Source organism: Dyella sp. RRB7 (genome assembly GCF_022761115.1).
In the GTDB taxonomy this organism is placed as follows: Bacteria; Pseudomonadota; Gammaproteobacteria; order Xanthomonadales; family Rhodanobacteraceae; genus Dyella.
In genome coordinates this window covers 59655-80379 of sequence record NZ_JAKWJS010000005.1, presented here as the reverse complement: position 1 = coordinate 80379, position 20725 = coordinate 59655, and the positions used below count along the sequence as shown (strand labels likewise).

14 protein-coding genes are annotated in these 20725 nt (G+C 63.8%); 8 read left to right on the top strand and 6 right to left on the bottom strand.

Translation table 11 applies throughout. The annotated features are described in order from the left end of the window. Nucleotides 1-12: 12 nt before the first annotated feature. Both MJ606_RS12840 and MJ606_RS12835 read left to right on the top strand, forming a co-directional pair. A complete protein-coding gene (locus tag MJ606_RS12840; RefSeq protein WP_243049928.1) occupies nt 13-1593 on the top strand; it encodes a sulfotransferase in 1581 nt (526 codons plus the stop codon). Continuing rightward, entirely contained in the window at nt 1590-3167 is a 1578-nt protein-coding gene (locus MJ606_RS12835) for a tetratricopeptide repeat-containing sulfotransferase family protein (RefSeq protein ID WP_243049927.1), read from the top strand. Before MJ606_RS12840 ends, MJ606_RS12835 begins: the two co-directional genes overlap by 4 nt. Nucleotides 3168-3191: 24 nt before the next feature. Here the strand turns inward: MJ606_RS12835 and MJ606_RS12830 are convergent, their stop codons facing one another. The 3 genes from MJ606_RS12830 to MJ606_RS12820 form a co-directional block, all read right to left on the bottom strand. Continuing rightward, nucleotides 3192-5021, bottom strand: a complete 1830-nt coding sequence (locus MJ606_RS12830) for a tetratricopeptide repeat-containing sulfotransferase family protein (RefSeq protein ID WP_243049926.1) — start codon at nt 5019-5021, stop codon at nt 3192-3194. 64 nt (nt 5022-5085) lie between these two features. After that, complete coding sequence (locus tag MJ606_RS12825; RefSeq protein WP_243049925.1) at nt 5086-8007, bottom strand: TonB-dependent receptor; 2922 nt, start codon at nt 8005-8007, stop codon at nt 5086-5088. A 342-nt stretch (nt 8008-8349) separates the two neighbouring features. After that, the gene (locus tag MJ606_RS12820) at nt 8350-9141 is read right to left on the bottom strand and encodes an AMP nucleosidase (protein ID WP_243049924.1); all 792 of its coding nucleotides are present in this window, start codon (nt 9139-9141) and stop codon (nt 8350-8352) included. Between the two features lie 183 nt (nt 9142-9324). Between MJ606_RS12820 and MJ606_RS12815 the strand changes: the two genes are divergently transcribed. From MJ606_RS12815 to MJ606_RS12805, 3 genes are all read left to right on the top strand, one after another. After that, nucleotides 9325-11739, top strand: a complete 2415-nt coding sequence (locus MJ606_RS12815) for an acyl-CoA dehydrogenase (RefSeq protein WP_243049923.1) — start codon at nt 9325-9327, stop codon at nt 11737-11739. A 103-nt stretch (nt 11740-11842) separates the two neighbouring features. Continuing rightward, nucleotides 11843-12787 (top strand): DegV family protein, encoded by a 945-nt coding sequence (locus tag MJ606_RS12810; protein ID WP_243049922.1) that lies wholly within the window; start codon nt 11843-11845, stop codon nt 12785-12787. A gap of 38 nt (nt 12788-12825) precedes the next feature. Further along, the gene (locus MJ606_RS12805) at nt 12826-13461 is read left to right on the top strand and encodes a DUF4124 domain-containing protein (protein WP_243049921.1); all 636 of its coding nucleotides are present in this window, start codon (nt 12826-12828) and stop codon (nt 13459-13461) included. Between the two features lie 228 nt (nt 13462-13689). Here MJ606_RS12805 and MJ606_RS12800 read toward each other — a convergent pair whose 3' ends face one another. Beyond that, nucleotides 13690-14472, bottom strand: a complete 783-nt coding sequence (locus MJ606_RS12800; RefSeq protein ID WP_243049920.1) for an SDR family oxidoreductase — start codon at nt 14470-14472, stop codon at nt 13690-13692. A 102-nt stretch (nt 14473-14574) separates the two neighbouring features. Between MJ606_RS12800 and MJ606_RS12795 the strand changes: the two genes are divergently transcribed. Both MJ606_RS12795 and MJ606_RS12790 read left to right on the top strand, forming a co-directional pair. Then, a complete protein-coding gene (locus tag MJ606_RS12795) occupies nt 14575-14793 on the top strand; it encodes a hypothetical protein (RefSeq protein ID WP_243049919.1) in 219 nt (72 codons plus the stop codon). Nucleotides 14794-14841: 48 nt separating this feature from the next. After that, nucleotides 14842-15663 (top strand): ATP-binding cassette domain-containing protein, encoded by an 822-nt coding sequence (locus tag MJ606_RS12790; protein WP_243049918.1) that lies wholly within the window; start codon nt 14842-14844, stop codon nt 15661-15663. A gap of 59 nt (nt 15664-15722) precedes the next feature. Here the strand turns inward: MJ606_RS12790 and sppA are convergent, their stop codons facing one another. After that, the gene (gene sppA / locus MJ606_RS12785; RefSeq protein ID WP_243049917.1) at nt 15723-17588 is read right to left on the bottom strand and encodes a signal peptide peptidase SppA; all 1866 of its coding nucleotides are present in this window, start codon (nt 17586-17588) and stop codon (nt 15723-15725) included. A 130-nt stretch (nt 17589-17718) separates the two neighbouring features. Next, nucleotides 17719-19086, bottom strand: a complete 1368-nt coding sequence (locus MJ606_RS12780; protein ID WP_243049916.1) for an MATE family efflux transporter — start codon at nt 19084-19086, stop codon at nt 17719-17721. Nucleotides 19087-19224: 138 nt separating this feature from the next. Between MJ606_RS12780 and MJ606_RS12775 the strand changes: the two genes are divergently transcribed. Continuing rightward, entirely contained in the window at nt 19225-20334 is a 1110-nt protein-coding gene (locus MJ606_RS12775; RefSeq protein WP_243049915.1) for a DUF3667 domain-containing protein, read from the top strand. Nucleotides 20335-20725 lie beyond the last annotated feature (391 nt).

Genomic DNA, 20725 nt, shown 5'->3' with positions numbered 1-20725 from the left:
AACGGGCCACTGATGAATTCGCGACTGCAAGGGCTAGGGCCAACGGCCGCCCGACAATTAATAATCGCTGCCCAGGCCATTGAGGCCGGGCATGCCGATGAGGCCGATCGCCAGCTTGAGCGCACTTTCGCCGCCTATCCGGACCACCCCGAAGTTCTGCGCATGAAGGCCGGCATCCATAGCCTGCGGGGGCAACATCAGGATGCCGTGCGACTGATGCAGCGCGCCCTAGCTCTGCGCCCGCAAGACGCCATCTACCACAACACCCTCGGTTCACTACTGGGCACGGCCGGTGATTACGAAGGCGCGATCCGCGCCCTACGCCGCACCTGCGAGCTCGAGCCCAGGCTGGCCATAGCCTGGTACAACCTTGGCGTGATGCTCACCAAGTCGGTACGCAATGAAGAAGCGACCGAAGCACTGCAGCGTGCCGTGACACTCGCGCCCGACCAGATCGCCGCACGTGCGCTGCTTGCGGACCTGCTACGCACGCGCGGCGAAGTCGCGGCGGCAGCAGCTGAATATCGTCGACTGATCGCCACGCGCCCTAGCTTTGGCCTGGCGTGGTGGGGGCTCGCCGAGCTTCGTACGCAGCGCTTCGATGACAGTGACATCGCCGGCATGCAGTCCGCCCTGCACCGACCGGATGCCACCGAAAGCGATCGCGTCATGATAGGTTTCGCGCTGGCCAAGGTTTTTGACGAACGGGGTCAATACGCAGAAGCCATCGATGCGCTCGCCAGTGCCAACGCTACGGCGCGCCGCTATCAGGTGTGGGATGCGCCCCGCTTCTCAGCAGGCGTTAGGTCGATTTCCGATGCGTTTGAACTGGTGCCCTCTGGGAATAAGGCGCCCCAGGGCAGCGAAGTCATCTTCATCGTAAGTTTGCCTCGCTCGGGGTCGACGCTGGTCGAACAGATCCTCGCCTCGCACTCCTTCGTCGAAGGCGCGGGCGAATTGCCGGACCTTGCGCAGGTACTCGCCGAAGAGACACGGAGGCTTGGCGGAAGACCTATTCCACAATGGGCACGCGAGGCCACGCCGGAAGACTGGCAACGCCTCGGTCAGCGTTATCTCGACCGGACCGCGCGCTGGCGCGGCGAACGCCCCATATTCACCGACAAGTTGCCTAGTAACTGGATATACATTGGTGCCATTCGCGCCATGCTTCCGGGCTCGCATATCATCGCCGTTCGACGCGACCCGCTGGAAAACTGCTTTTCGTGCTATCGCCAGCCACTAGACGGCAACAATGGGTACAGCCGCAGCTTCGAGGACCTCGCCAGTTTCTGGCGTGACTTCGACCGCAGCGTCTCGCGTAGTGCCGCGCTCCATCCAGGCTTCGTGCGTCAACACAGCTACGAGGCGATGGTGGCCGATCCCGAAACGCAAATTCGCGAGCTGCTGGAATTCTGTGGGCTACCTTTTGAAGAAGCCTGCATGAACTTCCACGAAAACCGGCGCGTGGTGCGCTCGCCCAGCGCCACTCAGGTACGCCAGCCGATGCGAGGGGACACGGCGCGTTCGCAGCGTTACGGCGCATTACTCGACCCGTTGCGCGCGGCACTGGGCTTGCCGGCCTACGTCTCGTGACGACCGGCGCAGCGCCTTCCGGAAACACGTCGGCATGTCTTGTCGCGCTGGCGGATGCGCCGGAAGATGACTGGCTGGAACGGGGGCGATCGCTCGTGCTGCGCGGCGAACTATCGGACGCACTCTTCATTTTTGAAGCAGCTGCATCGCGCTTTCCCAGCTCCAGTGACGTGCGACTCGGATGGGCGGGGCTGCTTTGGCAGGCCGGCAGCCCCACACGCGCGGAGCAGATTCTCCGCGAATGGCTGCAGACCAAACCTTGGGATGCTGGCGCCTCCTTTCTTTTGGCCACGCTATTACGGGATCAGGGCCGTCTGCAGGCAGCAAGCCAAACCCTGCTCGCGCTGTTTGAGTACGGCCATCACGATGTGAATACCGTCATCCGTGCTATCGAGATGCTTGATGACTATGGGCGTCCAAACGAGGCTCTGACGATCTGCGAAAACGCCATCCGCACGGCTATGGACGATCCTCGCCTGCATGCCTATGCCGGCATGCTTGGGATCCAGTTGGGTCAGTTCGAACGCACGCGCGCCCACTACGACCGTGCGCTTGCACAGGTGCCTGACGCCGTTGATTGGAACATTCCGCTCGGATTGGCGGGATTGCAGCGCTACACCGACCCGCGTCATCCGGACATCGCCTTCTTTCAGGAACTGCTGCGGCGCCCCGGCACGCTTGACGCCACTCGTTGCACGGTGCTCTTTGCGCTGGGCAAGGTTTATGACGACCTCGGCGACTTCGCGGTCGCCAGTACGTATCTTAGACAGGCGAACGCTATGGCGCACGCCAGCAGCCATTGGTCGCGCAAAGCATGGAAACGGAACATAGAGGCACGCCTCGCTGCGCCGGTAAGCTCCATGATGCTCCCTCCTGCCCAGGACTGGACACCGGTGTTCGTCGTCGGCGTGCCTCGGTCGGGAACGACACTGCTGGCGCAACAGCTGGCACGCTATCCCGGAGTGAAGAATCGCGGCGAACTCGGCTGGCTGTCATTCTGGGAACAGCGGATTTCGTCTCGCCCGTCGTCACGCCGCGAGCTTGAAGATGCCGCAAAAGCCTATGCGCAACAGCTGCGCCAGGACGATGGCGAGGCCCACTGGTACATTGACAAGCAGCCGCTGAATCTATTGCATGTCGACCTGGCGATGGCGTTGTGGCCCAACGCGCGATTCATCCACTGCGAACGCGATCCACGCGACACCGCACTTTCCCTATGGTCTCAGTCTTTCCACGATAGCGCGCACGACTACGCCTACGACTTCAGCAACATCGTCACAGTCATCCGCGACTGCCGACGCCTCGCCGCACACTGGCGCAAACGCTATGCCACGGCGTTCCTCAGCGTGTCCTACGAGAAGTTAGCCGCCTCGCCAGACGAAACACTGGATACTATCGCCCATTGGCTTGGCCTGCAGGGCCGGCAGCCCGTATCCGTCTCTCCGGCCACGCCCGAAGGCATCGCCACGGCCAGCGCCTGGCAGGCACGACAAGCGGTCTATACAAGCTCAATAGGGCGCTGGCGGCATTACGCCCCTTACTTGCCGGAGCTGGCGGCGATCAACGTCCGCTGATCACCGCCCGTACTTTGTTACTACTTACGGTGACGAGGCGTCGTAGTCCCAGTGGCGAAGCATCGGGTCAAGGATGGGCAAGACGGGTTCAAAGTACTTGCGGTAGCGGTGCCAACGCCCCACAGCCTTTCGATTGACCGGTTCGATGACCTGCGAATAGCTGGGCGTGCCGATATAGGTTTTGCTGCGCGCGTGCCGGTCAAATCCCAGCATGGGCTGGGCATCGCTCAAATCCAGAAACCGGGCGATTCGCTCAGTCTGACCCACAAAATCGTCGACCAGATTCTCGTATCGAGACTCCATTACGTCTGGACGGAACAGATTCACGTCCTCCAGCCAGTGATTCATGGTTTCCACGTACGCATGGGCCAACCTCTCCAGACTACTGCATGCCGCGGCCAGCGTGCTGGATTGGAAGCTCTGCATATAGCAACTGAGCAGCACATCGCAGGGATGTCGTAAGGCAAGGATAAATTTCGCCTCGGGGAACAATCGATGGATGAAGGGCAGCCACTGCATGTTCAGTGGATTTTTATCGACCAATCGCACGCCCTCTTTGAGAGTCACTCGGTCGGCCACCATGGCGTAATAGCGCTTGCGCAACTCGTCGCAATCGTATTGCCGCAAAACACTCAGATCCTCAAGGATGCGTGGATCATAGTTGCGCAGGAAATCGGCCAGACGACCGAAGAATGGATTTTCATCCATCGACTGCAGGCCTGGATGCGCATCCAGCATCTGCTCGAGCAGCGTGGTCCCAGATCGCGGAAACCCCACGACAAAGACAGGCGAATACTCGGCTTCCGGCGCCAGCAGCTTCGGCCAGCGGAGGTACTGTTCGGCCGACGCCCTCGGTGCATGGGTAGCCAATGCAGGAGTCTCCGCCGTGTAGCATTCCGGCGAGTCAAAACGTCGCTCGATGGCTTCAAGGCGATGTGCCTCAGCGAGTGCCTGCATCGCCGCTGCCGTGTCCCCCAATTTGTCATAAGCAGCGGCAAGCTGGAAGTAGTGCGCGTAGTCATCTTGTCCCTGCGGTCCACAGCGCTCCAGGATACGCTTGGCCTCTTGCGGATTGGCGCCCCTGAGAGCCAGGATCGCCAACAGATGATGTGCTTCATTGCGTTGCTCGCCTGAAGCGCTTTCCGCGTTTGCAACCGAATCCGCCAGCTCACGTGCCTCTAGCAGCTTGTTGGAGCGCTCATAGACACTGGCAAGCAGCAGCCTGGCCTCTGGCAGATGTGGTTGCCGAGACAATAGATCTTCCAGAATCTCAACCGCCTCAGGCACATCCCCATGCTGGACCATGACTTGTGCCAGCTCCATTTGCAAAGGATCGTTTTGCAGTGGCGTCCAGCTCCGCCAAGGCTTCAATAGATCGCCCGCACCATCGAGGTCTTGTGCGAGGCAACAAGCCCTCGCCGCATGGATACGCGCCCATGCCGAGTTGGGCTCCAAAACAACGGCATCGAGAAGCAGATTACGCGCCGCGAGGTAATCCTTTCGCTCCAGCAGGAGCAACCCCTGGCGAACCTTGGGAACTGGATTACTTGGATCGGCATGAATAGCTATCTGATAGGCCTTTTCTGCACTTTCCCGGTTTCCCAAGGCGGCAGCGAGCATACCGTAGTTGCCCCAATGGATACTGCTTTCCGGGAACAGCCGGGTCAGCTCCGCAAATACCGCCAATGCATCGGCCAGTCTATGCTGCTTCTGTAGAGACATGCCCAAAAACACCAATATGCGCTCATCCTGCGGATGATCGCGCAGCGCTTCCCGGCAAAGCGTTTCCGCTCGCTGAAACTGACCGGCGCCAAGCGCCGCCACAATAGCTGAAAGTATGTCGTTTGAAGTCATGTCATAAAAAAGGGCCGCGTGGACAATCCACGCGGCCCGTTCAGCCTAACCAAAAACTGACAGATTAGAACTTAACCGTCACGCGAGCCCAGAAGTAACGGCCCATCAGGTCGAAGTCGCTGGGATCGGTGTTGGCGTTGAGCGTGTTGTTCCCGTACAGCATGGGCGGCTGCTTGTCGAACAGGTTGTTGACGCCAAAGTCCACACGGGTATTGATCGGAGTCAGGTTGTAACCAATCGACACATCGTTGTAGATAGTCGAGCCAAACTTGGTCACAGTGCCTGGCACGCCATTCAACGACGTATCATCGCCATTGGTGCCAGCCGAGAAGGTACCGATATAGCGCATACGCCATTCGGCACTCCAACCACCGGCCTGCCAGTTCACATAGCCCTGTGCACGCCAACGCGGGAACAAGCAGATACCCGCATTATCCGGGCAGGCAGCCGCCGCGGCCGAGCCGTACCGCAGGAAGGTACCAGCATCCTTATACTCCACGTTACCCACTTCACCCGGTGCAGTATCCTGGTTGAAGTACTTCAGGTAGGTCGCAGTAACACCAATATTGAACTGACCGATAGCGAACTGCGGCAGCTTGTAGTTCGCCGACCAGTCGATACCACCGGTGCTCAGGCTACCCAAGTTGGCCGTCGGCTCGACAAAGCCCTGTGCGAACTGGCCATTCTGATTGCGCTTGATGTACGGGCAGAACTGGGTCTGACCTGCAGCACAGAGATCAAGCACGCTCTGCAGACCCACTGAGGTGATGGTGTTGTTCAGGTAGATGTGCCAGAAATCCAACGTGGTGGACAGGCCAGCCACATAGGACGGGCTGTATACCAAGCCCAGGTCAAACGACTTACCGCTCTCCGGCTTGATTGGGAAACCAGCCAGGGCTGCGCCCTGAACGATCGCGGAAGCCTGGGAGCCATCGAAGTTGTTCTTGAACGTGCCATTGGTGGGCACGTTCTGGCAAGCCAGTGCCAGCGGCGAGCCAGCTGGAGCACCCGTATAGCCATCGCAAGGATCACGGGTAAGGTTCGGAGCGTCAGAACCGGACGAGTACAACTCGCCGACGGTCGGCGCACGGAAGACTTCTTCCATCGTACCGCGCAACAGCAGGTCGTCAATCGGCTTCCACTCCAGCGCGAACTTGAAGTTGTTCGTACTGCCGAAGGTGCTGACTCTCGAGTAACGGTCGCCAATAGTCAGGTTAAGCGACTGTGCACCAGGTACACCGGCAAGGATCGGGATGAACGTTTCAGCGTACAGATCCTTAGTGTTGTAGCCACCGGACAGGCCGGACACGCACTGGCTACCCAGGGCGCATGAACCCGTGGTCGGATCAAGCAGCAGCGAGGTATCCGGATTGACGCGCTCCGATTCCTTGCGGTACTCGTAACCTACGGCCAACTGCACACCACCTGCTGGCAGGCTGAACAGCTCACCGCTGATACCAGCGTGCCAGGTCTTTTCGATCTCGTAGACGTTGCTCGTCGCAGTGACTTGTGCTGCCTTGACGGCAGCAGCGTTACCCGGCGCGTTCGCGTCGAAGGGATTGAACTGGCAGGCAACCGAGCTGACACCTGCCGGGCAGGTGGCCGAGCCGTCTGCATTCAGCGTCGAGTCGCCAGTGTAAAGCAGGTTCTGGTTCACCAAGCCCTTGGTCGTGGTGACGACGCTTTCGTGGCCATAGTTCAGGCCAACATCCCAGTTCCAAGCCTTGTCAAAGACGGTGAAGTCGCCACGGAAGCCCGTGTTGACCTGCGCATCCTCTCGACCGTTGAACGCGTAACGGTTACCGCCCGACGTCAAACGGGTGCGGAAGGCCAGGTTGCTGCCGCTGACAGCCTGACCCGTGGGGTTGAACGCATTGCCGGCAGTAATCGACGCGCCCGTGGTGTCCGTGCCGTACACCGCCGGAGCCAACTGGAAGTTGGCGGAGGTCTTCTCGTAGATCGCATCGACGTAGGCCGTGATGTGATCCGTCAGGTGGTAATCACCGTTGAGGAAGCCACCGGTACGCTCCTGCGGAGTCATGTCAAGGTTGACACCCGCGTAGTTGTACTTGTCAGCGAGGGTGATGCAGTGGTAGTTGGCCGGACTCAGGACGCTGCTGTTGCCACCCTTATTGAGCGCAACAAAGCCAGGCTGGGAGGCATTGGCGCAACCATTGAAACCGGGCGTGCCATCAGGCAACTGCAGGAAGTCGTTCGGCGTGGAATACGAGCCACCGATGACAACATTGTTATGCTTCGTCAGGGTCAGCGAATTCTCAGAGAACGAGCGGCTGGACGCCAGCACGCCATCCTGCTTGTTGTAGCTGATGCCGGCCATGATACTGCCCTTGTCGGACGTCTGGCCGAAGGTGAACGTGTAGCCGCTCTGGTCACCGTCGTTGCGGTCGGACTGACCGACGTTCGCGGTGAACGTGGCGCCCTGGTAGTTCTTGCGCAGGATGAAGTTCACGACGCCGCCGATCGCGTCCGAACCGTAGGTCGCCGATGCGCCGGTCGGCAGCACTTCGATGCGCTCGATGGCATCGATCGGGATGGCGTTCGGATCCTTGCTGAGCAGACGCTGGCCATCGACCAGGATCAGCGTACGGCGAGAACCCAGGCCGCGCAGGTTGATGGACGAACCGCCAGTGCCGCCACCGTTGTTGGTCTGCGGGTTGACGTTGCCGCCGGTCATGGCCGGCAGCTGCTGCACCAGGTCGCCCAGCGTCTGCTTGCCGGTGGCCTGAATCTGCGCACGGTCAATGGTGACGACCGGGCTGGACGTCTCGACGTCCACACGACGAATCAGCGAACCGGTCACGGTGACCGTTTCGAGCGTCTTGCTCTTGGTCTGATCCGACGGCGGCGTGGTGCTGGACTGCGCGTCCTGCGCGAATGCTGCGGTGCCGTAGGCGCTCGCTGCGAGCATGCCCAGCGACAGAGCCAGGCGCACCGACGTACACAGTTTGTTTTCCCCGAACTTCATGAGACACCCTCCCGTTATTTATTTATGACTGGGTTTGACAGAGATCCCCACCTCAAACCCGCGCCCGAACCACCCAAAGATTAGGGGTAGACCGTGGTCTACAGCGCTGCGCATTTATCACGCTTTACTTACAGATAGTCAATAAAATCTATACAGCAAGAAGTTGCCACCCCACGACAGATATCGCATTTTCTTTCGATTCAGTCAGCTGATCGCCCTGTTCCCCGGCGCCGGCTGATGCATTGCGATGCGGCGACCATCGTTCCAACGCGGTGAAGCGCTGGTGAAGGCGGCCAGGCATATACCGGGGATGGCATGCCAGGCCGCTGATTTGACAAGGGTTCAGTCCGCCCCGCCGTCATCCTCGAAACGCAGGTGCTTTACGCTCCGTCCTTTGCGCCGCACCAGTTTCAAGGCTTCAATGCCGATGCGAATATGGCGTTCAACAAATTGCGCTGTGACACTGCGGTCGCTTAATTCCGTCTTAACGCCCTCGGGAATCATGGGCTGGTCGGAAACCAATAGCAGGGCGCCACAGGGAATCTTGTTGGCGAAACCGGCCGCGAAGATGGTTGCCGTTTCCATGTCCACCGCCATGCAGCGGGTGCGACGCAGATAGTCCTTGAAGCCTTCATCGTGCTCCCAGACCCGGCGGTTGGTGGTGTATACCGTGCCGGTCCAGTAGTCGTAGCCGAGGTCGCGGATGGTGGTGGAGACACCGCGCTGCATCTGGAAGGCGGGCAAGGCCGGCACCTCGGGCAGCAGGTAGTCGTTGGAGGTGCCTTCGCCGCGGATGGCGGCGATCGGCAACACCAGGTCACCGATGGCGTTCTTCTTTTTTACGCCGCCGCATTTGCCAAGGAACAACGCCGCCTTCGGATGAATGGCGCTGAGCAGGTCCATCACCGTGGCGGCATTGGGGCTGCCCATGCCGAAGTTGATAAGGGTGATGCCGTCAGCGGTGGCGTTGGGCATGGGCTTGTCCCGCCCCTGTACCTCCACCCCATGCCATTGCGCGAACAGTTCCACGTAGTGGCCGAAATTGGTCAGCAGGATGTGCTGGCCGAACTGCTCCAGTGGCGTGCCGGTATAGCGCGGCAGCCAGTTGGAGACGATTTCCTGTTTGTCCTTCATAAGACCCCATGAGGTCAGCACAGCTTTTCCCGCTGCGCGTTACCGGCGACGCCACGCCGGCGAGATGCCAGATAAGTGCGCGCATCTTACCTGCTGCATAGACCGAATCGAGGCCGCCACCCTTCGTATGCACTTTCTTGAAGCGTGGGCCATCACCATGGCCGGGACCCAAAGGAGAACGCCATGCTGCTTATCGGTTTGCTGGTTGCCCTGATCGTCCTGCTGGGCTTTGCCTTCATGGGACGAGGTTGGCTGGCATGGGTATCGGCCGTAGCGGTGCTGTTCGCCACCGGGGCCGTGCTAGGGGTGACTTCGCCATACCTTATATATGGACTGCTATGCCTCTTGGGGTTGGTTGCCCTGGCAACCGGATGGGCGCCACTGCGTCGCGCCCTGTTCGCACGCGCGCTGCTGCCGAAGCTGGCGGCCGTCATGCCGCGCCTGGGCGACACCGAGCGCATCGCGCTGGAAGCGGGCACCGTGTGGTGGGATGCGCAGATCTTCTCCGGCATGCCGGACTGGGCATCGCTGCTGCGCTTTCCATGCCAACCGCTGAGCCCGCGCGAGCAGGCCTTCTTGGATGGCCCGGTTACCAAGCTATGCGCAATGCTGGACGATTGGCAGATCGAGCAGGATCGCGACCTGCCGCCCGAAGTGTGGGGCTTTATCAAGCGCGAACGCTTCTTCGGCATGGTGCTGCCCGAGCGCTACGGCGGCCTGGGCATGTCCGAGATCGGCCACTCGCGAGTGGTCACGCGTATCGCCACCCGCTCGGTGGCCGCAGCGGTCACCGTGATGGTGCCCAACTCGCTGGGGCCGGGCGAACTGCTGCTGCACTACGGCACCGAGGAACAAAAACAGCGCTACCTGCCGCGCCTGGCCGATGGCCGCGAGGTGCCCTGCTTCGCGCTCACCGGCCCCGAAGCCGGTTCCGACGCCGCCGCCACCCAGTCCGAAGGCATCGTCGAATGGGGCCGCTGGCAGGGCGAGCAGGTGATCGGCCTGCGCCTGAACTGGAACAAGCGCTATATCACGCTGGCACCCGTGGCGACGCTGATCGGCCTGGCCTTCCGCCTGAAGGATCCCCACGGGCTGCTCGGCGGCGAGGCCGACCGCGGCATTACCTGCGCCCTGATTCCACGCGACCTGCCTGGCGTGGTCATCGGCAGGCACCATGATCCGATGGGCGTGCCGTTCGCCAACGGCCCCATCGAGGGACATGACGTGTTCGTACCGCTGGATGCCATCATCGGCGGCGTCGAACAGGCCGGCCATGGCTGGCGCATGCTGATGGAGAGCCTGGCCGCCGGCCGCTCCATCTCGCTGCCGGCGCTGGCGGTGGGCGCGGCGCAGATGGCCACGCGCATCTGCGGCGCCTACGCCACGGTGCGCGAACAATTCGACACCCCGATCGGTCGCTTCGAAGGTATCGAGGAACCCTTGGCGCGTATCGCCGGCCTCACCTATCTGATGTCGGCCACCCGCACGCTCACCTGCGGCGCGCTCGATGCCGGCGAGAAGCCCGCGGTACTCGGCTCCATCGCCAAGGCCTATCTCACCGATGCCATGCGCGAAGTGGTAAGCGATGCCATGGATATCCGCGCGGGCGCGGCGATCCAGCGCGGGCCACGCAATGCGCTCTCGCGCATGTGGATGTCGGTGCCGATCGGCATCACCGTGGAAGGCGCCAACATCCTCACCCGCTCGATGATCATCTACGGCCAGGGTGCGATCCGCTGCCATCCCTGGGTGCAGAAGCTGATCGATGCGATCGCCGCCAGGGACCTCGCCGCGTTCGACCGCTGCACCTTCGGCTATATCAACTTCGTGTTCACCCGCGGCGTGCGCGCGCTGCTGTTGGGCCTCACCGGCGCGCGACTGGCCAAGGCGCCTGACAGCGAGCTCCGTCGGCAGTACCAGCACCTCACCCGCTTCGCCTCGGCATTCGCCTTTATCTCGGACCTGTGCATGGCGACGCTGGGCGGCTCGCTGAAGCGGCGCGAGAAGATCTCCGGCCGGCTGGCCGACGCGCTGGCCTGGCAGTACCTGGCCGCCGCCACGCTCAAGCGCTACCACGACGAACCCAAGCTCGCTTCCAACTACGACCTGGCCCGCTGGGGCGTGGCGCTGGCGTTGTTCCGCACGCAGGAGGCGCTACGCGGGGTGCTGGACAACCTGCCCTCCGCGTTCGCCGCCGGCTTCGCGCGGTGGCTGGTATTCCCATTGGGCGCCCGCTTCCGCCCGCCGTCGGACCTGCTCGGCCAGCGCGCGGCGCGCGCCATCCTGGAAGACCGCGAGGCGCGCCTCCACCTTACCGAGGACATCCACGTGCCGGGGCCGCATGAGCCCGGCCTGGGCGAGCTGGAGGCGGCCCTGGACAAGGCGGTGCGGGCCCTGCCGGTGGAGACCAAGCTGCGCGACGCCGTGCGGGCCGGCCGGCTCGACCGCGCCCCCAAGGATGAGCTGGACCGGCGCGCCCTGGCCGCCGGCATCATCACCCCGGAGGAATACGCGGCACTGGGCGAAGCCAACGAAGCGCGCGACGCGGTGGTTCAAGTGGACGCCTTCGACGCCGATACGTATCGCCAGCTGCGCTGAATGCCTCGGCGAAGAAGTCCCGGCGCATGCCCCATAAGTCGGGGGTCGGCAGCTATCACGGCGCATGCTATGTTGGCCGCGCCATTCACTTGGGGGTGACAAGATGCGGATGGGCCTGGCCATCGATGCGTCCTGCGATTTGCCGCAGGCATTCCTTCAAAAGCACAACATCGCGGTGATGCCGATCACCATCCGCGTCGACGACGAAGTATTCCTGGACGACCGCAGCCAGGTGGAACTCCATCGCTTCCTCGACAGCGACATGGGCAGCCGCAGCCATTCGGCGGAAACCGAACCGTGTTCCATCGAGGAAGTGCAGCAGCTGTTCCTCGACAAGCTGGTGCTGGAGCAGGACTGTGTGTTCTGCCTCACCATCACCGCCACGCGCAGCGCCATCAACGAACACGTGATCAAGGCCAGCTTCGCGGTGTTGAAAAATTACCGCGCGATACGCGAGAAGAACGGCATCACCGGTCCGTTCCTGATGCGCGTGATCGACACGCGCAGCCTGTTCGCCGGCGCCGCCCCCGCCATCATCGAGGCGACCCGGCTGATCGAAGCCGGCGAAGCGCCCGCCGCCATCCGCGAACGCCTGACCTATATCGCCAACAACTCCTACGGCTACATGTTGCCGCGCGACCTCTACTACCTGCGCGCGCGCGCCAAGAAAAAGGGCGACCGTAGCGTGGGCCTGTTCAGTGCCGTGCTCGGCTCGGCGCTGGACATCAAGCCGCTGCTGCGCGGCTATCGGGGCGAGACCGGTCCGGTGGGCAAGGTACGCGGCTTCGAACACGGCGCCGAAACGCTGTTCAACTACGCCGCCGAACGCGTGCATGCAGGGCTGCTGGTGCCTGCGGTCTGCGTCAGCTATGGCGGTGACCTGTCCGAGCTGCCCAAGCTGCCGGGTTATGCCGGCCTGCGCACCGCCTGCGAGGAATGCGGCGTGGAACTGATGGAAGCGCCCATGAGCATCACCGGCATGGTCAATGTGGGCGAAGGCGCCGTCACGCTGGGCTTCGCCGCCGAGGAACATCTCGCCGAGTTCTAAAACCGGCGGGCGCCACCCATCAGGAAGCAGGTTCGCGCATGCTATGGCGTCTGTGTGGCTTGGCCTTACTTGGTTGCCTCAGCGTGCCGGCATGGGCCGGTACGGCCTACAAGTGCACCGCGGCGGACGGCAAGGCGGTCTACCAGGACAAGCCCTGTCCCGGCGGCCAGCACCAGGAAACCCTGCAGCTCGACGACTCGGTACCGCTGACGCCACCGCCGGCACGCGAGCCGGCGACCAGCACGCCGGTCGAAGCGAAAACCGCCCCGCTACCCGCCACGCCCGCGGTACCGCTGCCGGTGATGTATGCCTGCGTGCGTGCCACCGATGGCAAGACCTATCTCAGCGAGAACGGTGCCCCTCAGCCGTATCAGGTGCCTTACGGCATCCTCGGCGCCGCATCCCCATCGCTGTCGCAGGTGTACGGTCCGCCCAACAGCGCCGGCGCATCGGCGCCCGTGCTCAACCGCGGCCGCGTGACACCGGGCCTGATCGCCAACAACTATGTGTGGGTCCAGGACACCTGCCGCGAACTGACGCATGCCGAAACCTGCCACGCATTGCGTGACGCCTATGACGACAACGCCAGCAAACTGCAGCGTGCGTTCAAGAGCGACCAGCCCCCGCTGGAGCAGCGCGACGAGCAACTGCGCGCGCAGCTGCGCAACTGTTGACTCGCAGGAGTTGCGCACTTCTTGCGCAGCGCGTCGCAAGTGCCCGCTGCATAACGGGCACTGGCCGTTATCCACAGGCTTGCCACCAGGCTTTCCCCAGCGGCTGTGGAAAACCCGCGCCAGCGCTGTCGCCAAAATGACCACGATGGTGAAAATGCCACGCTGGCGGGCACTTGGCTTACCTATCCACAGGCTTGTCCCGGCCCTGTCCACACAGGCTGTGGACAATCAGAAGCCGTAGTTGAGAAAGCCGCCATCCACCGCCAGCACCTGGCCGGTGATATAGCTCGCCGCCGGCAAGCACAGGAAGGCGATCGCCGCGGCCACTTCTTCCGGTTCGCCGATGCGGCGCAGCGGTGTGCGATCGAGCACTTCGTCCAGGTACTCATCGTTGGCCAGCGCCGGTTCCGAACGCTGCGTGCGGATATACCAGGGCGCCACCGCGTTGACGCGGATGCCGTCGGTGGCCCATTCCACCGCGAGGTTGCGCGTGAGCTGGTGCAGCGCCGCCTTGGTCATGCCATAGGGCGAACCGGTGCGCACATGCGTTTCGCCGGAGACGGAACCCACGTTGACGATGGCCGCATTGGCGTGTTGCACCAGCTGCGGATGCGCCAGCCGGCACATCTCGAAGGCCGAGAACAGGTTCTGCTCGAAGATCGCGCGGTACTCGTCCTCGCGATAGGCCAGCGTCGGCGCCGGCTGGTTGCCGCCGGCGTTGTTGACCAGCAGCGACAACGGCGCGCCGAGGTCGGCGATCCAGTCGAACACCGCCAGGCGCTCTTCCTGTTCGCTGAGGTCGGCACCGAACGCCAGCACCTCGATGCCCGGAAAATCATCCACCAGCTCCACCCGTACCTGCTCGAGATAATCGGCATCACGGGCCACCAGCAGCAGGTTGGCGCCAAGGCCGGCCAGCTCGCGTGCAGTGGCGTAGCCGATACCCTTGCTGGCGCCGGTGATCAAAGCGGTGTGACCTTGCAGCTGCCAGGCATCGATGCGTGTATTCATGCGCCGAGCTTAAAACCTGTTCCGGCCTGACGCCTAGTGAGACGTGCTTGCCGGACCCGGCGCCGCGCGGGACACTCATGCTCCGTCCCGCGAGGATCGCCCATGAAATGGCTCGTCCCGATGTTCTGCCTGTGCGCGCTCGCCGCCTGCTCCGGCAAGCCGCCCGCCCCCGAGTCGCAACCCGCGACGGCCAGCACGGCACGCGTGGCCACGCCATGGGATGACCTGAAGAAGGACGAGCAACGCGCCCGCGACGTGCAGAAGACCGTCGACGACCAGGCCAGGCAACAGCAACAACAAATCGATGCGGCCGGGCAATAACCGGAGGGGGCTTGGCAAATCGACGTCCCAACCGGCATGGTGTGGGGCATGAATGCCGCTTACCCTGACCTGCACGCCCTGCCCCTGCTGGAGATCGACGACGCCAGCGTGATGCGTGGCGATCGCCTGATCCTCGACCGCTTCAGCCTGCGCATCGGTGCGGGCGAGCACACCGCCATCCTCGGGGCCAATGGCGCGGGCAAATCCACCCTGGTGCGCCTGATCACCCGCGAGCTTTATCCACTGGCGCGCGACGACGGGCGCGCGTCGATGCGTGTATTCGGACGCGAGCGCTGGCACGTATCAGAATTGCGCGGCCTGCTCGGCATCGTCTCGCCTTCGCTGCAGGACGACTGCACCAGCGATGCGACGCTGGAAGTCGCCGAAGCGGTGTTGTCGAGTTTCTTCGCCGCGCGCCGGCTGGGCCTCGACCATCAGGTGACCCCGGCCATGCGCCAGCGCGCCGACGAAGCGCTGGCACAGGCCGGCGCCACCCACCTGCTCGGCCGCAGCATGGCCAGCCTGTCCACCGGCGAAGCCCGCCGCGTGCTGATCGCCCGTGCATTGGTGCATCGCCCCCGCGCGCTGCTGCTCGACGAACCCTGCGCGGGCCTGGACATGGCCAGCCGCCGGCACTTCCTGGAAAGCCTGCGCGGCCTCGCCCGCAGCGGCACCACGCTGTTGCTGGTGACCCACCACATCGAGGAGATCCTGCCGGAGATCGGGCAGGTGATCGCGCTGCGCGATGGACGTCTGCTTCGCCAGGGTGACAAGGCCGAGGTGCTCAACGACGCCACGCTGTCGGCGACCTTCGGCATGCCCGTGCGCGTGCAGCGGCATGGCGAGTACTACAGCGCGGCGATCGAATAAACCCGGCACCCGGACGCCCTCCCCTGCTTGCAGGGGAGGGTTGGGGAGGGACTAGCTGCTCAGCGCGGCGTGCAGAAGCAATAGGCGTAGACGTTGGGACGGCCCGACGGCGCCGAACGCAACAGCTTCAACTCCGGCGCCATCGTGTCGATATGCGCCGCCCACGCGGGCAGGTGCAAGCCATAAGCCTGCGCCACCTGCACCATGGCGCTCTCGTTGAGGCCCATCAGGAATTGCTCGAAGCCACCGAGCGGTTCTTCCACGTAGCGCACCGGATACTGCTTGCCCAGCTTGGCGCGCGTCGCCGCATCGGCCACAGCCTCGCCCAGGCCACCGAGCTGGTCGACCAGCCCGCGATCGAGTGCCTGCTGTCCGGTCCACACGCGGCCCTGCGCAATGGTGTCGATCGCGTCGTAGGGCTTGCCGCGCGCCTTGGCCACCTGGCCCACGAAATCGCGATAACCCTTCTCGATGGTGGCCTGGATCACCGTGCCCACCCTGGGATCGAGCGGACGGGTGATGTCGAACGCCCCGGCCAGCGGGCTGGTGCCCACGCCGTCGCTCTTCACGCCCAGCTTGTCCAGCGTGCCCGGCACGGTGAGCACCATGCCGAAGATGCCGATGGAGCCAGTGATGGTGTTGGGCTCGGCATAGATGCGATCGGCGTTCATCGAGATCCAGTAGCCGCCGCTGGCGGCCACGTTGCCCATCGACACGATCACCGGAATGCCGGCCGCGCGCGTCAGCGCTACTTCGCGGCGGATCTGCTCGGCCGCATACACCTCGCCACCCGGCGAGTTGACGCGCAGCACCAGCGCCTTGGTGCGCTTGTCCTCGCGCGCGGCGCGCACCAGCGCGGCGGTGGACTCGCCGCCCACCGTCCCCTGCGGTTGCTTGCCGCCGGAAATCTCGCCCTCGGCGACCACCACGGCCACGCCCGGCGCCGTGCCATTGTCATCGTCGGGCAGGTTGGTGGCGTAGCGCTGCAGCGATACCTGGCGGAAGCCCTCGCCCTTCTTGCCGGCGGGCACGCCTTCCTTGCGCATCATCGCTTCCAGTTCGGCCGGCGTGGCCAGGCCGTCCACCAGATGCTGGTCGAGCGACAGCTGGCCCAGGTCGCCACGCGCGTTGGCGATGGTCTCCGGCAGCGTGTCGATATCCGTGCGCAGGGCGGTGGCGTCCAGCTTGCGCAGCTTGGCCACCTCGTTGACGTAGGTGTCCCACAGGCCGCCCATCCAGAAGCTGTCCGCTTCCTTCGATTCGGGCGAGGCATGGTCGAGGATGTACGGCTCGGCCGCGCTCTTGAACTGGCCCACGCGGAACAGGTGCACGTCCACGCCGAGCTTGTCGAGCAAGTCCTTGTAGAACAGTCGATAGTTGGCCAGGCCGGTGATCATCACGCCGCCCTGCGGATCGACCAGGATGCGGTCGGCATGCGCGGCGAGGTAATACTGGCCCTGGTCATAGCTGGGCGCCCACACGATCACCGGCTTGCCGGCGGCGCGGAAGCGATCCAGCGCTGCGCCAGCCTCGCTCAGCGCGGCAAAGCCGCCACCCTGCAGCTCGCCCGGTTCCAGCAGGATGCGGGTGATGCGCGTGTCCTTGGCCGCCGCATCGATGGCGGCCACCAGGTCACGCAACTGGACCTGCTTGGGCGGGTTGCCGGAAAGCTGGGCCAGCGCGCGCTGCAGCGGATCGATGCTGTACTGCTCGACCAACTCGCCCTGCGGCTTGATCACCAGCACGCTGTCGCCCTGGATCAGGTGCTCGCTGCGGCTGCCCAGGTAGCCGCCGAACAACAGCAACAGCACGATGAACAGGAACAGGAAGAAAATCAGGTTGAGGATCACCAGCCTGACCGCGTTGATGCCGCGCCCGAGGACGCAGAGAAAAGCCCAGAAACCGTTGGGGCGGCGCTCCGTCATGCGAAGTTTCCTCAAGATGTCCGCAACAGCGTAGCCGTTCGCGCGATGAAGGTCATGTGGTGCTGATGACACATGTCTATGGGCGAAGGGAGTCCACCCGCGCCGGCCAGGCGCAAGCGGCCGGCGCGGTTCAGCCCGGGCAGCGCCAGCTCTCGCGGAACGCGTTGCGCCAGAAGCGCGTGAACAGCAGCACGGCCGCCATGCTGAGCCCGGCGATCAGCCCCATCCACATGCCGCGCGCGCCCATGCCCTGGTGGAATGCCAGCCACCAGCCCACCGGCATGCCGACCGCCCAATAGGCAAACAAGGTGATGACCATCGGCACGCGGGTGTCCTTCAGGCCGCGCAACGCGCCGTTGGAGGTCACCTGGATACCATCGGAAAACTGGAACAAGCCCGCCAGCAGCATCAGTTGCGCCGCCAGCGCGATCACCCCGGCGTCGTGCGTGTACAGGCGCGCCAGCACCTGCGGCATGCCCAGCATCACCGACGACGACACCGTTTGGATGCACAGCGCCAGGGCGATGCCGCAGAAACCCGCATAGCGCACGCCGCGCGCATCGCCACGGCCGACCGCATTGCCCACCCGCACGGTGATCGCCATCGACAGCCCCAGCGGAATCATGAAGGCCACCGTCGCCACGCTCAGCGCCACCTGGTGGCTCGCCACCACCGTCTCGCCCAGCGTCGCGATGGCCAACGCCACGGCCACGAACAGGCCGCCTTCGGCCAGCAGGGTGACCGCCATCGGGCCGCCGATCTTCAGCAGCTCCAGGATCATCTTCGGCCTGGGCCAGGCCAGGCCTTCGCGCAGGCCCAGGTCGCGATAGGCCCGATGCCTGGCGACATACAGGCCAAAGCCCAGCATCTCCAGCCACAGCACCGCGGCGGTGGCGATGCCGCTGCCCAGCGAACCCAGCGCGGGCAAGCCGAACTTGCCGTACATCAGCACGTAGCCCAGCGGCGCCAGCACCAGCAGGCCACCAAAACTGAAATACATCGACGGGCGCGTCATCGACAGCCCCTCGGAGAGGCCACGCAGCGCGAAGTAGCTGGTCAGCGCCGGCCCCGCCCAGCTGATGGCATGCAGGAAGTGCATGACGTCGGTGCGCAGCGTGGGCACCACGCCGATCCAGTCCAGCATCGGCGTGGCATGGCGCACCAGGAACCACATCACGATGCCCATGCCCCAGGCCAGCCACAGCGCCTGCACGAACACCGCGCCCACTTCGCGGCGACGGCCGGCGCCGTCCAGCTGCGCCACCGAAGGCGGCACCGCCATCATCATGCCCAGGCCACTGACCAGGGCCAGCGCCCAGATGCTGACCGCGGTGGTGACGGCAGCCTGCACATGCGCGCTGAGGTGGCCCGCCAGCACGGCATCGACGAAATTGGGCCCCACCGCGGCGAGCTGCGCGGCCATCAGGGGCAGGGCGAGGCGCATGATGGCGCCAACCTCGTGCGCCACCCTGGCGCGATCGGGGCGGAAAGACAGCATATGGAAACTCCTGGGCCGCGCATTCTAGCTCACCGCCCGCGGAACCCCTTTGCACCTTCACCAGCGATCCACTGACGGAAGCTGCCGGCGTCATCGGCTTGTGCCAAGATCACCGGCTTGTCAGCTCGGGGGAGACACATGAAGAAGGAACTGGTGTCGTTCGAGGGCGTGCACTGCGCCAATTGCGCCGCGCCGATGCAGGGCGAGTTCTGCCACGAGTGCGGGCAATCCATCCACACCGCGCTGCGGCCCATGCATCACATGGTCGAGGACACGCTGGAGATGCTGCTGCACGTGGATGGCCGCGTGGTGCACACGGTGCCGCCGCTGCTGTGCCGGCCGGGCTTTCTTACCCTGGAATACTTCGCCGGCCGGCGCCAGCGCTATGTGCCGCCGTTCCGCCTGATGTTCGTGCTATGCCTGCTGGCCTTCTTCGTTTGCCACCTGGCCATAGACAACTTCAACTTCATCCAGGTCGACACGGGCGCCAACCCGGGGACCGGCGAGTTCGCCAAGGACACCACGCCCGAAGCGGTGCGCGCGCATTTCGAGCAGAAGCGCAAGGACATCGAAGCCGTTCCCGGCAACGCGGATCTCAGCGCCAAGAAGCTGGAAAAACTGCTCAGCACCGATCGCGACCACGCCGACCATCGGCTCACCGAGTTGGGCGCCGCGCCGCTGAGTGGCACGGGCTGGACCAAGCTGCCCGACCAGGTCCACGTGAGCTGGATGACCGATGGCATGAACGCCAGCCTCAATCGCGCGATCGGCCATGCCGTGGCCAATATGAAGGGCATCAGCGAGGGCGGCGAGGCGGCGGCCGAAGCCCGCGAGCGCGTCATGGCGGGCGCCTTCGCCGTGCTGCCGCAGACCATGTTCATCCTGATGCCGCTGTTCGCGCTGCTGCTGAAGCTCACCTACGTGTTCAAGCGACGCCTGTACATGGAGCACCTGATCGTGGCGCTGCATAGCCACGCCATGATCTTCCTGTCCGTCCTGCTGGTGATGCTGGTGACCCTGTTGCGCGGCTGGCTGGTGCCCCACGCCGGCTGGGCCGCCGCGCCGCTGAGCGTGATCATCTGGGCGTTGCTGATCTGGGTGCCGCTCTACCTGCTGCTCATGCAGAAGCGGGTCTATCGCCAGGGCTGGTTCATGACGACGGTGAAATACCTGTTCGTGGGCTGGTGCTACCTGTGGTTGATCGTACTGGCGCTGGCCTTCGCCACCCTGCTTGGGCTCACGCGATGAAACGTCGCCATCGTGATGGCGATCACACACCTGGCCCGCAAACGAGCGGGCGACGAGCGACTTCAAGAGGGTTCGCGGGAGGGTTTTGCACAGCGTCACATGGCTGTCAAGGCAAGTCCCGTGCCTATGGCAGTTGTATGAACGCCAGCCGAGTAAAAATTATAATCAACTGAATTGAAAGACCTTTTTTTCATGGTTAAAACTTGCGCAGAACGTCATGAAGGCCGTTTTCATGCGCCTGGAGGGGCTCCCTCAACGGACCATCCACAGACTTATCCACAGCTGCTGTGGATAACGGCAAAAGCGCCGCTCCGTTAGCCACTTAGCCTCGCTTCCTAGATGACGGGGCAGCAACCGGCCGCAAGCCGCCGCCAGCAGACCATTCGCTGGC

What these genes read in the sequence shown, in the direction of transcription:
- MJ606_RS12780 (WP_243049916.1), bottom strand. Translation starts at nt 19,086, where the DNA reads ATGCTGTCTTTCCGCCCCGATCGCGCCAGGGTGGCGCACGAGGTTGGC.
- MJ606_RS12790 (WP_243049918.1), top strand. Translation starts at nt 14,842, where the DNA reads ATGAATGCCGCTTACCCTGACCTGCACGCCCTGCCCCTGCTGGAGATC.
- MJ606_RS12810 (WP_243049922.1), top strand. Translation starts at nt 11,843, where the DNA reads ATGCGGATGGGCCTGGCCATCGATGCGTCCTGCGATTTGCCGCAGGCA.
- MJ606_RS12800 (WP_243049920.1), bottom strand. Translation starts at nt 14,472, where the DNA reads ATGAATACACGCATCGATGCCTGGCAGCTGCAAGGTCACACCGCTTTG.
- MJ606_RS12830 (WP_243049926.1), bottom strand. Translation starts at nt 5,021, where the DNA reads ATGACTTCAAACGACATACTTTCAGCTATTGTGGCGGCGCTTGGCGCC.
- MJ606_RS12815 (WP_243049923.1), top strand. Translation starts at nt 9,325, where the DNA reads ATGCTGCTTATCGGTTTGCTGGTTGCCCTGATCGTCCTGCTGGGCTTT.
- MJ606_RS12805 (WP_243049921.1), top strand. Translation starts at nt 12,826, where the DNA reads ATGCTATGGCGTCTGTGTGGCTTGGCCTTACTTGGTTGCCTCAGCGTG.
- sppA (WP_243049917.1), bottom strand. Translation starts at nt 17,588, where the DNA reads ATGACGGAGCGCCGCCCCAACGGTTTCTGGGCTTTTCTCTGCGTCCTC.
- MJ606_RS12820 (WP_243049924.1), bottom strand. Translation starts at nt 9,141, where the DNA reads ATGAAGGACAAACAGGAAATCGTCTCCAACTGGCTGCCGCGCTATACC.
- MJ606_RS12795 (WP_243049919.1), top strand. Translation starts at nt 14,575, where the DNA reads ATGAAATGGCTCGTCCCGATGTTCTGCCTGTGCGCGCTCGCCGCCTGC.
- MJ606_RS12775 (WP_243049915.1), top strand. Translation starts at nt 19,225, where the DNA reads ATGAAGAAGGAACTGGTGTCGTTCGAGGGCGTGCACTGCGCCAATTGC.
- MJ606_RS12840 (WP_243049928.1), top strand. Translation starts at nt 13, where the DNA reads ATGAATTCGCGACTGCAAGGGCTAGGGCCAACGGCCGCCCGACAATTA.
- MJ606_RS12825 (WP_243049925.1), bottom strand. Translation starts at nt 8,007, where the DNA reads ATGAAGTTCGGGGAAAACAAACTGTGTACGTCGGTGCGCCTGGCTCTG.